This window comes from Muricauda sp. SCSIO 64092, assembly GCF_023016285.1.
In the GTDB taxonomy this organism is placed as follows: domain Bacteria; phylum Bacteroidota; class Bacteroidia; order Flavobacteriales; family Flavobacteriaceae; genus Croceivirga.
Map to the genome: position 1 here is coordinate 2759990 of NZ_CP095413.1, position 18834 is coordinate 2778823.

Annotated in this window: 12 protein-coding genes; 1 reads left to right on the forward strand and 11 read right to left on the reverse strand. The window is 42.2% G+C overall.

The annotated features are described in order from the left end of the window. Nucleotides 1–76: 76 nt before the first annotated feature. From L0P88_RS11715 to uvrC, 7 genes are all read right to left on the reverse strand, one after another. Complete coding sequence (locus L0P88_RS11715; protein WP_247134749.1) at nt 77–3367, reverse strand: carboxypeptidase regulatory-like domain-containing protein; 3291 nt, start codon at nt 3365–3367, stop codon at nt 77–79. 156 nt (nt 3368–3523) lie between these two features. Continuing rightward, the gene (gene pgi, locus L0P88_RS11720) at nt 3524–5161 is read right to left on the reverse strand and encodes a glucose-6-phosphate isomerase (protein WP_247134750.1); all 1638 of its coding nucleotides are present in this window, start codon (nt 5159–5161) and stop codon (nt 3524–3526) included. Then, the gene (locus tag L0P88_RS11725) at nt 5142–6434 is read right to left on the reverse strand and encodes a peptidoglycan DD-metalloendopeptidase family protein (protein ID WP_247134751.1); all 1293 of its coding nucleotides are present in this window, start codon (nt 6432–6434) and stop codon (nt 5142–5144) included. Before L0P88_RS11725 ends, pgi begins: the two co-directional genes overlap by 20 nt. Before the next feature lie 8 nt (nt 6435–6442). Next, nucleotides 6443–7405 carry a tryptophan 2,3-dioxygenase family protein gene (locus L0P88_RS11730; protein ID WP_247134752.1) on the reverse strand — a complete coding sequence of 321 codons (963 nt, stop codon included), beginning with the start codon at nt 7403–7405 and terminating at the stop codon, nt 6443–6445. Nucleotides 7406–7629: 224 nt separating this feature from the next. Continuing rightward, nucleotides 7630–8406: a DUF3108 domain-containing protein gene (locus tag L0P88_RS11735; RefSeq protein WP_247134753.1), complete on the reverse strand. Its 777-nt coding sequence runs from the start codon at nt 8404–8406 to the stop codon at nt 7630–7632. A gap of 313 nt (nt 8407–8719) precedes the next feature. Further along, nucleotides 8720–10972 carry a patatin-like phospholipase family protein gene (locus tag L0P88_RS11740; RefSeq protein ID WP_247134754.1) on the reverse strand — a complete coding sequence of 751 codons (2253 nt, stop codon included), beginning with the start codon at nt 10970–10972 and terminating at the stop codon, nt 8720–8722. Between the two features lie 6 nt (nt 10973–10978). After that, on the reverse strand, nt 10979–12766 hold the full coding sequence (uvrC, locus tag L0P88_RS11745; RefSeq protein ID WP_247134755.1) for an excinuclease ABC subunit UvrC: 1788 nt from the start codon (nt 12764–12766) through the stop codon (nt 10979–10981). A gap of 399 nt (nt 12767–13165) precedes the next feature. Here uvrC and L0P88_RS11750 point away from each other — a divergent pair, with 399 nt between their 5' ends. Next, nucleotides 13166–13726: a 5-formyltetrahydrofolate cyclo-ligase gene (locus L0P88_RS11750; RefSeq protein ID WP_247134756.1), complete on the forward strand. Its 561-nt coding sequence runs from the start codon at nt 13166–13168 to the stop codon at nt 13724–13726. Here L0P88_RS11750 and L0P88_RS11755 read toward each other — a convergent pair. From L0P88_RS11755 to ileS, 4 genes are read right to left on the reverse strand one after another with little or no spacing between them, the layout of a single operon-like run. After that, nucleotides 13714–14352 carry a lipoprotein signal peptidase gene (locus L0P88_RS11755; protein ID WP_247134757.1) on the reverse strand — a complete coding sequence of 213 codons (639 nt, stop codon included), beginning with the start codon at nt 14350–14352 and terminating at the stop codon, nt 13714–13716. The genes L0P88_RS11750 and L0P88_RS11755 overlap by 13 nt on opposite strands. 33 nt (nt 14353–14385) lie before the next feature. Further along, nucleotides 14386–15012 carry a hypothetical protein gene (locus L0P88_RS11760; RefSeq protein ID WP_247134758.1) on the reverse strand — a complete coding sequence of 209 codons (627 nt, stop codon included), beginning with the start codon at nt 15010–15012 and terminating at the stop codon, nt 14386–14388. 26 nt (nt 15013–15038) lie between these two features. After that, complete coding sequence (locus L0P88_RS11765) at nt 15039–15422, reverse strand: TraR/DksA family transcriptional regulator (protein ID WP_158775993.1); 384 nt, start codon at nt 15420–15422, stop codon at nt 15039–15041. A gap of 3 nt (nt 15423–15425) precedes the next feature. Beyond that, nucleotides 15426–18827: an isoleucine--tRNA ligase gene (gene ileS / locus L0P88_RS11770; RefSeq protein ID WP_247134759.1), complete on the reverse strand. Its 3402-nt coding sequence runs from the start codon at nt 18825–18827 to the stop codon at nt 15426–15428. Nucleotides 18828–18834: the final 7 nt, after the last annotated feature.

Sequence of the window (18834 nt, forward strand, 5' to 3'; positions counted from 1 at the left end):
TGATTTTACCAATAAAAAAACCCCGCCGTAAAGCGGGGTTTTCCAAGTAGCCCATTTAATGGGCTATCTGTTTTGTTTAGTTAAAAATATATCGCAATCCTATTTGCATTTGCCATCTGGAGGATTGAATTCCGTCATCTTCAATCTCTTCAATACGATCCAATATGTCTGGATCAAAATTGAATGCAGGGTTGGCATTTCCTCCATCCACGACATCAATAAGACTGACTTCATTGAAGTTTCCAACAACTCTTCGTTCACCCCAATCACTATTTATGAGGTTGGTGAAGTTAAAAATGTCCAGGCTAAACTGAAGGGTATGTTTGGTATCGCCCGTATTTATGGAAAAATCCTGTAAAAACTTTAAATCAACCACATGGCTCCAAGGTCCTTGTTCCCCATTTCTTTCTACATAGTCCCCTCTCCGGCTTCTTAGGTAATCATCGGATTCTATAAATGCATTTAAGGCGGTCCATTGCTGATCTGCGGTTAAATCCTCGGAATCCACAAGATTGATCTCACTTCTATTGGCGGGAACATAGATCAATGCATTATCCCTGGAATCATCATTCAATACAAAATCCGGGAAAGAAGGCGTGCCATAAATATAAGAGAATGGCGGGGCTTGTTCTCCAGAGTAGAAAAGGGCCAAAGTGGACTTAATGTTATCATTCCACTTCAATTCATAGGAAACATTGGCTATGATCCTGTGTCCTTGGTTAAAATCCGATCTGGTAATAGGAGGGTTGGCATTTTTACCATTTACCGTTTGCAAGTTTCTCCATTGCGAACTGTTTTGGGAAGAGGTTCCTTCAAAAATGGCGTTTGCTTCACCATAGGAATAGGAGACTTGCCCGGCAAATCCGTTTTCAAATGGCTTTCTCAACGTAAAAGTAAAGTTATACGAGTCCCCTCCGCCCGTATTGGAAGCCAAATAAATACCGCCATAGGTACTATCAATCCTGTCAAAGAAATTATAGAATGGCCTACTATCGGCTCCATCCAAGTTGCCAACAGGCCCTCCCAAATTTAGGTTTTCATAAAACACATCTGTGATGTTATCCGTCCAAATAAAATCCGCACTTGCTACAAGCCCCCATAGCGGGAGTTTTTGATCGATGGCAATATTGGTCCTAAAACGTTGGGGCAATTTAAATCCAGGGGCAAACAAATCGATATTACCGCCAACTTCTCCCGACCCAGGCGTAATATGAGAGGGCTGACTGTTAACATCCGGGTTAAAGACCAAAGCACTACTATCAAAATCCCTTTCATCACTGGATCCACCGGTAACCCCATTGTTGTTGTAGGTTCCAGCAGGCCAAACCAAGGGAAGACGTGAAGTGAAAATTCCAAAACCACCCCTGATTTGTGTGGTTCTATTGCCGTTAACATCCCAGTTAAAGCCTACCCTGGGGGAAAACATAACCTTGGTATCCACTCCCCTTCCCACACGGGCATCCTGTAGATTTTTTCCGGCTGCTTCCAATAATGCAACTGTTCTTGTGTTGAAATCCTCATTTTCGGCACCATCTTCCCATATTGGAATATCAAATCGGGCACCAATGGTTGCTTTAAAATTGTCCGTAAGCTGTATCTCATCCTGAACATAGAAGCCCAATTGGAGCAGTTCAAATTCCGATGCACCGGTTGATTCGTCACCAACATTTGGACCTGTCAATAGCGAATATCCTCGATCATAATTGTTGGCAGGCAGCTCGTTCAAGAAGTTTTCCAAGCCTGTAGCGGACAAGGTATCGGTTTCACCATCTCCGTCAGTATCTATGAAGGTGTCAAAATATTGGTAACGACCAAAGTTATTGGCAAAAAAGAGGTTCTTTATTTTGCTGTATTCATTGTGGGTTCCCAAGGTTATGGTATGGGCACCCTGATAAATCTCAAAATTATTGGTCAACGTTATAATGTCTTGATTCAATAGGTTGGCCGTGGAAAAGCGCTCAGCTCCAAAGTTAATGGTAGAATTCCCGCTACCATCCCTTATGGTTACCGATGGGAAAGGATTTCCTAAGGGATCTCTGTCGTCCCTTACCCTGGTGTACCCAAAAACAAAACTGTTCGCAAATTTGTTTCCAATTTTTGAATTCAACTCAATGGATGTGGAATTGGTGGTAGAAGTAAAAAGCTCCGAACCATTTAAAAATCCTATAGAGTTGTTTTCAGTCTCCCGGGCTTCCAAATTTTCAGCCTTTACGTAGTTGTGTCGTACACTGAGCTTGTTTGCCTCGTTGATGTTCCAATCCACTTTTAGGGTCAACCTATCACTGTCCAGTGTTCGTGCATTATTGTCAAATCCACCAATATTATAACCATATCTGTCCGAAACAAATTGCCGTAGATTGTTCAGGTCTTCTTGGCTTGATCGACCTATATAGTTACTAAAAAGAAACGGTTGTGGGGTCTCATCCTCTTGCCGTTCATAATTGACAAAATAAAAGAGTTTGTCTTTGATAAGGGGACCGCCTATTCTTGCTCCATAGGTTAGCGCAGTAAAGTCGGCGAGCTTTTCCCTTTCCTCACCATCCCCAACCAATCCTGGAGGTGTTTTCCCGGCCAAATTCTGATTTCTTAAGAAACCATAGGCAGAACCTTGGACTTTGTTGGTTCCTGATCGGGTAATGGCACTAATGGCACCCCCTGCAAAACCACCGACCCTCACATCAAATGGGGCTATGGCAATTTGGAAAGACTCAATTGCATCTACCGAGATGGGGTTTACACCGGTTTGTCCTCCATTGGTTCCTGATCCAGCTAAGCCAAATACATCATTATTAATGGCACCATCTATATATATGGCATTAAGTCTGTTGTTCTGTCCGGCAATGGAGATGGAAAATCCATCATCCCCTTCCCGTATTTGTGCCTGGGGGGTTATCCTGGCAAAATCCGCTATGGAACGGGAAACTGTGGGCAACGTGTTGATGTCCCTTAAAGTAACGTTGGTTTGCGCACCGGTCTTATCGGAGTCAAAGGTTCCGCTATTATCCCCTATGAGCACAACTTCCTCCAAAGCGGTCGCTGATTCCGAAAGTTCAGTGCTGATCCTAAAGGATTGCCCAAGATTCAAAAAGACTTCCCGCTTGGTAAAATCATTGAAACCAATGTAGGATATTTTAACCTCATATGGACCACCGGGACGCATCCCTGACATACGGTAGAATCCATCAAAATCCGTAGCGGCACCGTAGGTTGTTCCTGATGGAAGGTGCACGGCCACCACACTTGCCCCTGGAAGAGGCTCTCCTGATGTGTCGGTTACTTTACCTCCCATGGAAGAGGTGGTAACCCCTTGTGAAAATGCCAATGCAGTCATGAGCATAGCTGCAAAAGCCAAGTAGATTTTTTTCATTTTAACAGTGTTTAATTAGCACTGCAAAAGTCAGTTAAAGCAATAGCTTTAACGTTAATAAATTATTAAGAAAAAGGAGAAAAATTAGATTAAAACCATTTTAAATTATTGATTGCCAACAGATTGACAAAAGGCATAATTTAAGGATTTTGTTAATTATTCTTTAAAAAATTGAATAAGATTTAATGTGGAACCATCGTGATTGCCAATTTCTGAATTTTCAAGGTCGGCCAATATGTTTTTGGCAAGTTGTTTCCCTAATTCCACCCCCCATTGGTCGTAACTGAAGATGTTCCAAATTATGCCCTGCACGAAAATTTTATGTTCGTAAAGGGCAATCAATGCACCAAGGCTTTTAGGGGTCAATTTCTTGATAAGAATGGTGTTTGTAGGTTTGTTTCCCTCAAAAATTTTAAAGGGCAGCAATTTTTCCACACGCTCTGAAGCAAGACCCGCCGTTTCAAGTTCCATTTTCACCTCTTCTTCGCCCTTGCCATTCATCAGGGCTTCGGTCTGGGCAAAAAAATTGGCCATTAGTTTATTGTGGTGGTCCTTATCGCCATGAAGGGACTCCTTAAAACCTATAAAGTCCGTAGGGATGAGTTTGGTTCCCTGGTGGATCAGCTGGAAAAAGGCATGTTGTGAATTAGTTCCGGGTTCGCCCCAAATGATTGTTCCGGTTTCATAGCCTACCCTTTGTCCGGCCCTGCTCATGCTCTTTCCATTACTTTCCATGATACCCTGCTGTAAATACGCAGAAAATCGATGTAGGTATTGTGTATAGGGAATAATGGCCTCTGTTTCGGCACCGTGAAAATTATTGTACCAAACGCTCAAAAGTGCCAGAATTACAGGAATGTTTTTCCCAGGGGCCGTTTCCTTAAAATGAATATCCATGCCATTGGCCCCTTCCAACAATTGCTCAAAGTTTTCATAACCTATGGCCAAGGCAATGGATAGGCCTACGGCGCTCCAAAGCGAAAATCGACCTCCAACCCAGTCCCACATGGGGAATACATTTTCAGCTGTGATGCCAAACTCTTCAATTTTAGCGGTATTGGTGGATACAGCGGCAAAATGTTTGGCCACATCACCTTCTGTGGCATATTGCAAAAACCACTTTTTTATGGTGATGGCATTGCTGAGCGTTTCCTGTGTAGTGAAGGATTTTGAGACCACTATGAACAGGGTGGTTTCCGGATCTAGTTTTTTGAGTACTTCGTACACATGGTCCCCATCAACATTACTGACAAAATGGATGTTTAAATGGTTCTTATAAAATTGCAAAGCTTCGGTGACCATTACGGGACCCAAATCCGACCCTCCGATACCAATATTGACGACATCCGTGAATTTTTTTTCCGTATACCCCTTCTTTTGTCCGGAAACAACGGCCTCAGTGAAAGATTTGATCTGCTCCTTAACTTGATAGACCTCCTCGATAACATTGGAGCCCCCTACTTTTATGGTATCCCCTTTTTTGGAACGCAATGCCGTATGCAAAACAGCCCTGCCCTCGGTCTCGTTGATGATATCCCCGGAAAAGTAGGAATGGATCGCATCCTTTAACTTAACTTCCTCAGCGAGCTTTAGTAGTAATTTGAGCGTTTCTTCGGAAACATTGTTTTTGGAATAATCCACATAAAAATCCTCCCACGCAATGGAAAAGCGTTCCGCCCTTTGTGCATCGGACTCGAAAAAGGATTTTAAATGTTGGTTTTTGATCTCTTCATAATGGGTTGCAAGGTTGCTCCATGCTTTGGTGGTAGTAGGGTCAATTTTGGGTAAGGCCATCTTCTGGGTCAAGGGTTAATAGGTTCTCTTCTTTATTTGGTGATTCAAATTGTAAACAATCCAATTGAAACTTTAAGGATTCAATATGGTCAAAATAGGCAGATCGTAATGAATCTGCAATAGGTTCTGCGGAAGGCAATTTTTCACGTAGGGGGTCCACTTGTCTTCCATTCTTCCAAAAACGATAACATACGTGTGGGCCGCCAGTATTTCCTGTCATTCCAACCCAACCGATTACATCGCCCTGTCTAACGAACTCCCCTTCCCTTACTTTTTGGGCCTTCATATGCAAATACTGGGTACTGTACATGCTGTTATGACGGATTTTGACATACTTTCCGTTGCCCCCCCTTCTTCTGGATTCGGTAACCGTGCCATCTGCAGTGGCAACAATGGGTGTTCCTATGGGAGCGGCATAGTCCGTTCCCTTGTGTGGGCGGACCTTGTAACCGTAATACGCGATCCTACGTCTTAGATTGTATCTTGAGGACAGGCGATACCCAAATTTTATGGGCGCCCTTAAAAACGTACTTCTGAGATTATTGGCATCCTGATCGTAATACTCCAGGATGTTTTTTATGGAGTCCGAAACATAGGGAAATGCATAAATGGGCTTGCCCTTGTGTTCAAAATAGGCTGCTTTTATGCGGCCACTTCCAGCGTAGATGGAATCGTTGATGTACTTTTCGTCGTATATGATCTTGAACTTATCCCCTTTTTCCAACTTAAAAAAATCAACTGTCCACGCATAAATTTCAGATAGGTTAATGGTAACGATATAATCCACCCCTAAACTGTCCAGCTCCAAGGACAGACTGCTTTTAATGGTTCCCGCTACTTCCCGCTCAAGGTATTTCACATTTTTTCTGCCTTTATAGGCCATGGCGGAGTCACGTAAATCCACTACGGTGTAATTTATTTTGTCATTTTGATAGATAAAAACCTGGGCTTGTTCCAAACTGTCCTTGGATTTAAGGATGAGATAGGGTTTTCCAACCTGTATTTTACGGACATCAAAGGTGTCTTTGTAGTTCTCAGAAATAGTGACCACCTTTGGGTAATCCACATGGTTTTTAAGCATAAGCTCACCAAAACTATCTCCCCATTTTACCGTATCCCGAACAACATTGAAGTTATCCAGATTAAATCCATAGTGGGTGATGATAGGTTTTTCCACAGGCTCTTCAACCAAGACATTTTCAGCAATTTTCTTGTTCTCCCCACATGATGCCATTACCAGCATTGCTAAAATGACGCCCCAATATTTTTGCATGTTCCGTACTAGTTATTTTGGGGATTGAAAATGTGTTCCACCCATTGTTTGCCCCAATTGTCCAATTCATCTTTGGAATACAAAGTTGGGAAAAATATTATTCTCTGGAAACTTGGGGGCAAAAAGTCCTTCCAATTGGTGCCTCCAGTGGCATCTACGGCGGTCTTATCTTTTGCCAAATAGCGGTAGGCAGAGCCCATATGCATTAGCGGCCAGTTTACATTGGCATTGATATCCATTTCCTTAAGGGCCTTAATGAGCGCTTCGTTTTGGTGCGAAGGACGCATTAGGGCAAGGCATTTATGGTATAGGGTCTGTCCTTGAACTTGCTTTGCTATTCGTATGAGCCTTGGGGTATACCTGTATTCAAATTGCTTCAACGTCAATGTTTTTTCCCCGGTATGGATATCGGTAGCCCCCTTTTTCCAATATATCTTTTCGTACAAATCCTCAATGGAGCTGTTCTTGGACAGTGTATCGCGTTCGGAATGGTGGACCAAATTCTCCAGGGGTGTGGCATGGATTTCAATCATTCTGTATTGCACGGATTGAAATCCGCTAGCGGGAAGCAAAGCCATTCTATAGCGCAAAAACTGTTCCCGCTCCATACCATTTATCATAATGCTAAACGATGAGATCAGTGCCTTGTAATAGCTGTTGATGCGGTTTATACGCTCAATAAAGAAAATGGTGTCCTGGGATTTGTCATCCACCAGCTGTTTTTGTTCATGTAGAATGAGCTTAAAATAGAGCTCTGTAATCTGATGGTACATGATAAAAATCTCCTCATCCGGGAAATAGGTCCTGGGCACCTGAAGGCTCAATAGGGTGTCTAAATGAATGTAGTCCCAGTAGGTAAGGTAGCGTTGGTAAAGAAGACCGTCCAGGTAAGAGCTTAAGTCCTGCCCCGAGTTTTTAAATTTTTCTTCAAGCTTGTTGATTTGGGATTGGATACTGTCATCTTTTTTCATTGGTCAGTGCCTCTTTAGGAATTTGTGATTGGAATTGTTATAGGCCAGTTTTAGTGCGGAACGAGGCACGACATAGCAAAAGCTATGGGCGAGCCGGTGCGATGGAAAAGCATAGCCATGGTTATTGACTAAAATTTTAACGATGTGCCGTGAAAACCGGCCTACTGGCCAGACAGGAAGGGACATAAGAAAATAATTGACAAATTCCTGAACGGGCCTTAGATTCAATCCATGATTATTTTGAATTGGTTTCTCAATCCGTTGTACCCATCCAAATCCGCTTTAATGGATCCAACGGCTAAATCTGCCTTTATGCGCACCGGAATTTTGTTAAGGTCGTTGGAGACCCATAGTGTTAGACTTTCCTCCTCCTTGAACACCCTTCCGGATTGTACATAAGGTCTAAATTTAAGACATTCTACCTTACCAAATTTGGTTCGCAATATCTCCTTGCCCAAGTACTTTAGTTTAAACTGGTAAATTCCGTCATCATCAAAAAGCATGTCCATGGTAAGTGTTTCGCCTTCTACGAAATCCTCAAAGCTATAGGTGTTGCGCAGGTGGTAGGATGCAGACAACAGATCCTGAACTTGATCATTGACCGGTATATTGAATTCTTTTTTGTTTTTTTTGTCCTTTAACAGGGCAATATCCTCATCATGGTCAAATCGAATCTCAATATCCTTTGTATAGCCCCCCTCGTAGGTATCCCTTATAAACTTATAGGGCTTTCCACTTTTTTTATCGAAATAACTTTCAAACGTATTGTCCACCTTAAAGAAAATGCTTGCAAAACCAGTTGTCCTTCCTCTTCCGATGACGTGATAAACAGAAAGGGAATCAAGACTGTCCGTTTTTAACTGCAAAGTGGCATAGCTGGCATTGAGAATACCGTAATGGATTCTGTACTTGAGCCATTCCCCCGCTTTAAAAGCGGGCTTCTTTTGCGCTGTTAGACCCATAAAGGTCAATAAAAACAGAAATGTAGCTATCTTTTTCATAAAGACGAAATGGGACATAAAATTAGTACTATCAGAATATATCCCACCACTTTTACAATTACTTAAACAAAAGTTATTCCAAACTATTGTATAAAAAAAGCCCCAATGTTGAGCATCAGGGCTTTTTCTAAATAACCAACCAAACTTTAAATTATGAAAAACCAATACTTAAAGTTACAAGGGAACCACCCCTTGTAGGGACAAAGATAACCTATGTAGTAAGGGGCTCCTTTTATTTTAACCAACTTTAACTATAACGCACGGTTCTTTTGCAATGTTTTAATATTCCATCATAAAAAGTTGTAAAATCTTACTAAAACCAATACCCTACACTAAAAAAAACGGTGGATTCATCTATTTGGGGTGAAAAGGAATAATAAATCTGAATGGGCCCCATAAAGGATTCCAATCCATAACCTACCCCAAAACCGGAGTAATTTGGTTCGGTAAACCATTCCCCCGTCCGGAATAGATCGTCCGCTACGTTGGCGGCATTGGCGGAAAACAGTAAGTGGCTCTTGGAAGATATTTGGTAATCCAACCGGGCATAGGTCTTTACGAAACTATTGCCGGGCAGGCTCAGGAATTCATATCCAAAGAAGGGGATGAAATTATTGATAAGATCATTTCCGAAGCCGCCAAGGACAAAGTCAAATGAGGTTACCGGGGAAGTGCCCAACTTAAAACCTCCTTCCGACTCAATGTTAAGGGATACATTCCTGAGTGGCTGAAAAGCAACGCCAAGTTTTGCTTTGGATATGGAAAAAGGCCGGAAATTATCGTTAAAGTCGGATGAGAAAAGATACCAATGGAAGTCTCCATCAAAAAACAATCCTTTGGTAGGGAAGTACTTATCGTCATAGGTATCCAAAGTCAACCTGCCATAAGCGTTGTAATAATTGCTGTCCTCAAAAAATACCCTGCCCTCGTTGGACGGAAGGAATGCTTCGCCACCGTCCATGGTTAAATTGCTCAATGTACGGGTACTGTACCGTAACAATTTATGCTCCAATCCAACCCTAAAGGCAAACTCTTCGCGAAACACGGTCTGCAGGTATACTTGGTTGGTAAGATCGGTAACATCCAGACTTATGGAACCTATATTGGGATTATCAAGGACATCAAAATTATTTCGAATGAGGTCAAAATCTATTTCCTCGTCAAAATCGGTGAAGGTGGAATTGACCCCAAAACTCCAATAAAAGCCCTTGTCCAAATAATATTGGAAATTATACCGTAAATGATCCCCTAAAATGAAGTCAAAGGAGGCCACATCGTCCCGAAAAAAGAAATTTTTCTTGGTAATGTTTATCAGTGCGGCGCTTTTGTAGAGATCGTCATAATGGGCGCCCATTTTAATATACATGGTGTTGGGGTTTTCCCGTAGGTCGAGCACTAAATCGGTTCCCAGTCCATTGGATATTAATTTATATCGAATGGCCTTAAAATTGCCTGTGGCCGAAAGGTTTCCCATTCCCTGCCTTAATTTTTCAAAAGGGATTTTATCCCCCAATGCCAATCTGAGCTTTCCTTTGATATACCCCCGGGTATAGTTGTCATTCCCACTAAGGATAAGCCGATTGATCACCAGACTGTCCAGAACGTTTTTTGCGATGGTGGGACTGAATTTGTCCGTTGGCTGTTTGCTTTCAATTTCCTTCAAGGGAGTTATCATTTGCAGCGCGGCCATTTCCCCACTTTCAATGATTTCATCCCTCCGGGGAAAGTCAATGACCGAAAAGTCTTGAATGTCAGGTTTGATATAAACGTCTGTTTTTTCAACCTTTTTTCGCATATCGTTTACGGTCCTATAATTGTTGATCTGAACAAGAATTTCAGTAGCTGAGGACAAATCCTCCCTTTTGGCCAAAGCATCTTGCACATCAACCCCAATAATGATGTCCGCACCTTTGTTCTTGACCTCATCCAATGGGTAATTATTGACCACACCGCCGTCTATCAATATTTGGCCGTTTACCTCGGAAGGTTCAAATAATGATGGAAGGGTGCCACTGGCCATAATGGCTTCTGGGAGGTAACCATTGTCCAATAAAACGGGTTTTCCTGTTTCTATATTGGTGGCGATACATAAAAAAGGGATGGGAAGTTGGTTAAAATCCCTAACATCCTTAACGTGATAGAGCAAGCGAACGAATTCGTTGTAAATGTTCTGTCCCCCTGAAATTCCCTGGGGAAAGGAAACTTTGAAGTCATCAAAGGGAAGGCTCAACGCATAACGTTCGGAATCGTCTTTTTCATAAAAGGTTTTGGCACTTCTGGGTACATTGTCCTGGATCAGTTCCGTTAGGTCCGTTGATTTGAATATGGAATCGAGTTCCTTTCCGGAATATCCTGCGGCATACAGTCCCCCAACAATTGCACCCATACTGGTCCCTCCCACATAATCAATTTGGATACCAAGGCTGTCGATGACCTTAAGTGCTCCAATATGCGCCAATCCCTTGGCGCCACCCCCACTCAGTACAAGACCGACCTTTGGTTGTTCTTGTGCGTAAATGCCCATTGCCCATAGCACGATCAGTAGTGTCAGTATTCTTTTTGCCATCGGAGTTCAATGAAAGGATTCATACACTTTTTTTGCTTTGGACCTCCCAATGGATTTTGCCAAGGTTTCCATTGATGCTTCTTTGATCCGTGCCACGGACTTAAAATTTTTGAGCAGTTGTTCAACGGTTTTTTGCCCTATTCCCTCTATACCTTCCAATTCCGAATTAATAGCGGCATTGCTCCTCTTGTTCCTATGAAAAGAGATGCCAAAACGGTGCGCTTCGTTGCGCAATTGCTGTATTATTCTCAAGGTTTCGGATTTCTTGTCCAGATATAATGGAATGGGGTCTTCCGGGAAATAAATCTCTTCGAGCCTCTTGGCAATGCCAATAATGGCAATTTTTCCTCGTAGACCAAGAATTTCCAAACTTTTCAAGGCCGAGGACAATTGGCCTTTACCACCATCAATAACGATAAGTTGTGGAAGCGTTTCCGCTTCGTTCAACAACCGCTTGTAACGCCTAAAGACCACCTCTTCCATGGAAGCAAAGTCATTGGGACCATCCACTGTTTTAATGTTGAAGTGCCGGTACTCTTTTTTGGCCGGTTTGCCATTTCTAAATACGACACAGGCGGCCACGGGGTTGCTCCCCTGCATATTGGAATTATCAAAACATTCAATGTGAATGGGTTCTTCGGACAATCGTAGATCAGCCTTCATTTGGGCCATTAAACGCTTGGTGTGCCTATCGGGGTCTACAATTTTCATTTGCTTAAAACGCTCCTGTCTAAACATTTTTGCGTTATGTAACGAAAGATCCACCAACTTTTTTTTGTCCCCCAATTTGGGTACGGTGACCTTAATGCTTTTGTCGAGTTCCACCAGATGGGGGACGAAGATCATTTTGGAATTCGAAGCAAAACGTTGACGTAGTTCAATAATGGCCAACCGAAGTAATTCCGCATTTTCCTCATCAAGTTTTTTCTTTATTTCCATGGAGTGGGAGCGTATGATGGAACCATGGGAAATCTGGAGAAAGTTGACATAGGCGTGGGTTTCATCCGAAAAAATACTGAAAACATCCACATCATTGATTTTTGGATTCACAATAGTGGACTTTACCTGATAATTCTCCAGGACCTCAATCTTTTCCTTGATACGTTGCGCTTTTTCAAATTCCATGGCCACGGCATGGCCTTTCATCCGGTGCTTAAAATAGGTCAGTGAACTTTTAAAATTCCCTTTAATGATTTCCCTGATATCATCCATTTGCCTATGGTAATCCTCAGCGGTCTGTAAACCTTCACAGGGGGCCTTACAGTTACCTAAATGGTATTCCAAACAGCGTTTGTACTTACCGGATTCTATTTTTTCATGGGAAAGGTCATAGTTACAAGTACGTAGTGGATAGACACTTTTAATCAAATCCAGAAGGGTCCTCACCGTACGCATACTGGTATAGGGGCCATAGTATTCCGAACCGTCCTTTATTATTTTCCTGGTGGGGAAGATTCTTGGGAACCGTTCATTTTTAATACATATCCAAGGATATGTTTTGTCATCACGGAGTAAGACATTGTATCTGGGCTGGTGTTTTTTTATAAGACTGTTCTCCAATAAAAGGGCATCCGACTCCGTCGCAACCACAATATGTTTTATAACGGCAATTTTTTTTACCATCACCCGTGTTTTTCCATATTCATGGTTCTTGGTGAAATAGGAAGAAACCCTTTTTTTAAGGTTCTTCGCCTTACCCACATAAAGGACCTTCCCATCAGTGTCGTAAAACTGGTAGACACCAGGATTATTGGGCAATGAGCTTAATTGTACGTCTATGGGTACTTTGGGCATGGAAGCAAAAAACTTGGGTTTATTTGGGATATGAAGTTACTATGTTTTTTTCAACGGGGAAGTGAAAAAGTTGATGGACTTAAAGGGGGTGTAAACTTAGTTTAAACAGTCCTTGCATATTACCTAAATGTAAAGGCTATATGTTGTTGTATAATTTGGGAGTTAAAGTTTTAATAAAAAAGTGCATTTCAACGATAAAAAAGAACATTTCAAAGGATTTTGAAAGAAAAATTCGTTACTTTTAGACAAAGTTAAGGTTAAGACATGGAAAATTATTTGATAGTTCTGGGCATGTATCTGATTTTGATGATCTTCTTCAAGATATATGTTACTGTTTCCGCTAAGGAGTAAGCCTTTTTTCAGAGGTTCCCAAATTCATATCAAATCTACGTGATGTAGATGCATAAAAAAGCGCTTAGGTTAGATTACCGAAACAAAAGAAACCTACTTGAACCAAGTATAATTGACAGTTCCAGTCTGGAGATAGCCAACCAGATACTCCACCTGCCTATTTGGCAATACACTTTTTACCACATTTTTCTATCCATTACAAAAAATAAGGAGTTGGACACCCAACCTTTGCTTTCCATACTCCAAGGGAAGGACAAGACCATTGTGGTTCCCAAAACATATCCCAATGGAATTCTTAGGAACTATTTATTGCTGGATAATACGGTTATCGAGAGCAATGGTTTGGGAATACCTGAACCAAAGGAGGGAATTGAGATTTCCGCAGATAAATTGGATGTTGTTTTTGTACCCTTGCTCGCCTTTGATAAGAACGGACACCGTGTAGGTTATGGTGGAGGTTATTATGATAGGTTTCTAAAGAATTGCCGTAATGACCTTATCAAAGTTGGGCTTTCCTTTTTTGGGCCCGTGGAAGAAATAACGGATAGCAACACCAATGATGTTAGGCTTACGTACTGTGTTACCCCCAATAGGATTTATGAATTCTGAGGAATTTCCCTTTTTTCTTTGCCAAAGGCCTTTTTATTAAAGACAATCAGGATACCGACCCCAACACTTATGGCAGAATCCGCAATATTGAAAATGGGCTCAAAAAAGCGAAAATTTGAGCCCCCTACTTTTGGGACCCATTCCGGCCAAGTGGTATCTATTAAAGGAAAATATAACATATCCACCACTTTCCCGTAGAAAAGCTTTCCGTAGGGTTCATCCGAAAAAAGGGTCGCTACTTGACGGTTACTGTGATCGAAAATGGTCCCGTAGAAAACCGAATCAATGATATTGCCCATGGCGCCGGCAAAGATGAAGGACACCGCCAGGATAAGTACATTGGGGGATTGCTTCTTTATGATGTCGTACAACCAATACCCAATTCCTGCAATGGCAAAAAGTCTGAAGATGGTCAAAAATAGCTTGCCGGTCGACTCGGACACCGGTAAAATATCACTGAGTTTTGTCCCCCAGGCAGCACCCTCATTTTCAATGAATAAGATTTTAAACCATGAAAACACCTCAATGGACTCACCCAAAACAAAGTTGGTTTTAATATAAACTTTACTGATTTGGTCTATAAGTAAAACCACCACAATGATCAATAAGGACTTTCTAAGGTTCATCTACAAAAATTAATAGGGGCAAAAATAGTGATTTCATCCACTGGGGCTATTTATCCGAATATTCCCTTCCACGGAATGGAGTGTAAAGACTTCATAACCATGGGGGACATTTCCCATAAAGACTTTTCCGTATTTACTTTCCGCGGTTACGGAACCTTTGGCGTTACCCACCAAAATCTCTCCTTTTTGGGTTTTTACATTCACGTTTTCGGTGATACTTCCCAATTTACAGTTTCCATCGGCCAAAGTAATGTTCAGGCTGCTATAGTTGCCAATGGCGAAGACATTGGTATGGGTCCCAAAAACATCCGTTTTCACATATTCCGGAATACTGATTTTTAAAGCAATGGAGATGACCTTATGTGCACTTAGCTTATCATTGGGTCTATTGAAGCTCGGCAGAAAATCCGTGCTAATTTGGAAATTGTCGCCGTTCTGCTCCAATTTAACGGCCAAATCCTTTGCATACTCCCCTTCCATTGTTGCTTCTACCCTTAGTTGGTTGCCCGTATGGGTAGCCAAATCTATTTTAAAGCAGTTTTCCCCATCTATTAGGACTGAAGTGGTCTTAGGGCTCAATACGGTCTTTTCCACCAATTTTTGTGCAGCTCCAAAATTGATGGTCAAAATTAGGGACAGGACTAAAAAGGGTCTCGCCATTGCATACCAGACCTAGAAAGGCACCATTACTTTTGCATGTTTTTCGCTTCGATGCTCAAGGTGGCATGCGGAACCAGTTTTAAACGCTCTTTGTTGATGAGCTTACCGGTTACCCTGCATATGCCATAGGTTTTGTTTTCTATTCTAAGCAAGGCATTTTTTAAGTCGCGAATAAACTTTTCCTGCCGTATGGCCAACTGCGTATTGGCTTCCTTGCTCATAGTTTCGGAACCTTCCTCAAAGGCTTTAAAGGTAGGGGCAGTATCATCCGTACCATTATTGCCATCGTTCATATAGGAACTTTTAAGCAGTTCCAGGTGTTTTTGTGCTTTTTCTATTTTGGCTTCTATGAGCTCTTTGAATTCTGCTAAATCCTTATCAGAATATCTCACTTTTGTATCCTGCGCCATGTTTCAATGTTTTTGAATGAATAATTTTGTTTGTACTTCATCAAAGGCAACTTCAATGCCTTCATCCAATTGCTCTTCAAGGTTTAGGACTTCGGTAAGCGTTTCACTTTTCAGATAATCCGCATTGCTTTCAATAGCTTTTTCCACCTGTCCGTCCTTTAAGATTTTCAGATCAATTTTGTCCGTCACCTCCAAACCGGATTCCTTTCTTAAATTTTGGATGCGGTTCACCAATTCCCTGGCAATACCTTCTCTTTTTAGCTCATCATCAATGGTTACATCGAGAGCCACGGTCAAAGGTCCAGAGCTGGCCACCAGCCACCCCTCAATATCCTGGGAGGTAATCTCTACATCGGACAACTGTAAATTAATACTTTTATTTTCCAGTTGGAGCATTATTTTGCCTTCTTGTTCAATTTTCTGGATGGCCGACTGTTCCAATTGATTGACAGCGGCGGCAATTTGCTTCATTTCCTTACCGAATTTTGGTCCCAAAACCTTGAAATTCGGTTTAATTTTCTTTACCAGGATTTCCGAAGCGTCTTCCATAAGTTCCACTTCTTTCACGTTTACTTCGGAACGAATTAAATCTACAACTGCTTCGATTTCTTCCCTTTGGGATTGGTTCAATATGGGGACCATCACCTTTTTTAAAGGTTGCCTCACCTTTATTTTCTCTTTTTGCCTTATGGACAATACCAAGGAGGATATCTTTTGTGCGGTCTGCATCCTTCGTTCCAACTTTTGGTTCACCATATTGGGGTTATAAGAAGGGAAGGTGGACAAATGCACACTTTCAAAACCATCTTTCCGTGTTACCTTATCCAAATCCAGATATAAACGCTCCCCAAAGAAAGGGGCAATGGGGGCCATTAATTTGGAAGTTGTTGCCAAGCAGGTATATAAGGTCTGATAGGCCGAAACCTTATCATGCTGGTAATCGCCCTTCCAAAAACGTCTTCTGCTCAAACGCACATACCAATTGGATAGGTTTTCCTGAACAAAGTCCGAAATGGCACGTGCGGCCTTTGTAGGTTCATAGTCCGCATAGGCACCGTCCACAAGTTGGATGAGCGTATTGAGTTCCGATAGAATCCATTGATCTAATTCTGGCCTGTCATGTAGCGGGATTTCCTTTTCGGAATAGGTAAAGCCATCAATATTCGCATAAAGGGAAAAGAAGGAATAGGTATTGTAAAGCGTGCCGAAGAACTTTCGTTTTACCTCCATAACACCATCCATGTCAAATTTTAGGTTATCCCAGGGATTGGCGTTGGAAATCATATACCAACGTATGGCATCTGCACCATGTTCCGGGAGTGCCTCAAAAGGATCTACCGCATTGCCCAGGCGTTTGGACATTTTTTTGCCCTCCTTGTCCAAGACCAACCCATTGGAGACTACATTTTTATAGGCCACGGAATCAAATACCATTGTGGCAATGGCATGCAAGGTATAGAACCACCCTCTTGTTTGGTCCACCCCTTCCGCTATGAAATTGGCCGGAAAGGCGTCGCCATTATCGATAAGGTGATTGTTTTCAAATGGGTAATGCCATTGTGCATAGGGCATGGAACCACTATCGAACCAAACATCAATGAGATCAGATTCCCTTCTCATGGGCTTCCCGGAAGGGGAAGCCAAAACAATTTGGTCCACAATATTCTTGTGCAGGTCTATGGTATCGTAATTGGCCTCACTCATGTCACCCACCACAAAATCGGCAAAGATGTCTTTTTCCATGAAACCCAGTTCCACGGATTTGGCCATTTCATTTTTAAGCTCCCCAACCGAACCCACGATTTTTTCTTCCTTACCATCCTCGGTTCTCCATATCGGTAAGGGAATACCCCAATAGCGGGAACGGGAAAGGTTCCAGTCGTTGGCATTGGACAACCAATTTCCAAACCGGCCCTCACCAGTGGACTTAGGCTTCCAGTTAATGCTTTGGTTAAGTTCGAACATCCGTTCACGGATGTCGGTCACTTTAATGAACCAGGAATCCAATGGATAGTATAATATAGGTTTGTCCGTACGCCAACAGTTGGGATAGCTGTGTAGGTACTTTTCTACTTTGAAGGCCTTGTTCTCTATTTTTAGTTTAATGGCAATTTCAACATCCACGGACTTTTCAGGGGCTTCACCATCGTCATAATATTCATTTTTGACGTATTTGCCCCCAAACTCCCTGAGCTCCGGCCGAAATCTACCTTGAAGGTCAACCAATGGTACAGGATTATTGTTGGCATCCAAAACCAACATTGGGGGCACCGGTGGGTTTGCTTGTCTGGCAGCAAGGGCATCGTCCGCGCCAAAGGTTGGAGCGGTATGGACAATACCCGTACCATCTTCCGTGGTTACAAAATCCCCGGGAATCACACGGAATGCATTTTCCGGATTTTCATACGGTTGGACATAATCGATCAATTGTTCGTAGTGTATGCCCAATAAATCGGCCCCTTTGGTCTTGGATATGATTTGAAATGGAATCTTCTTGTCCCCAGATTTGAAATTTAAGAAATCGCCTTCCTCAACAGTTTCATAATACTTTCCAGAAAATTGTTTGTTTACCAGGGCTTTTGCCAAAACCACATGCATTGGTTCAAATGTGTACTGGTTAAAGGTTTTGACCAGCACATAATCAATTTTTGGTCCAACGGTCAGTGCCGTATTTGAAGGCAATGTCCACGGGGTGGTTGTCCATGCCAAAAAGTACACCTCGCCATCAATATCTTTTAAGGAATCCGGTAGCGTAGCTTTCTTGGCCTTAAACTGTGCGGTAACGGTAGTATCCGTAACATCCTGGTACGTACCCGGTTGGTTCAGTTCATGTGAACTTAAACCCGTACCTGCTTTTGGGGAATAGGGTTGTATGGTATAGCCTTTGTAAATCAACCCTTTGTCATAAATCTGTTTCAGGAGCCACCAAACGGACTCCATATATTTGGATTTATAGGTAATGTATGGGTCATCCATATCTACCCAATACCCTACCATTTCGGTCATTTCATTCCATACATCGGTGTACCGCATTACCGCTTTTCTACAAGCCTCGTTGTACTCTTCAACGGATATTTTTTTGCCAATGTCCTCTTTGGTAATACCGAGCTCCTTTTCCACACCAAGTTCAATGGGTAGACCATGGGTATCCCAACCCGCTTTGCGTTTTACCTGAAAACCTTTCATGGTTTTGTACCGGGGAAAGATATCTTTAATGGTACGTGCCATTACGTGGTGAATGCCCGGCATTCCGTTTGCAGAAGGAGGCCCTTCATAAAACACATATCCTTCTTTGCCCTCCCTGGAGGTAACACTTTTTTCAAAAATGTTATTCTCCTTCCAAAAGGAGCGAATGCCATTTCCTATCCCGGGGAGGTCCAACCCTTTGTATTCCGCAAACTTCATAGGATTT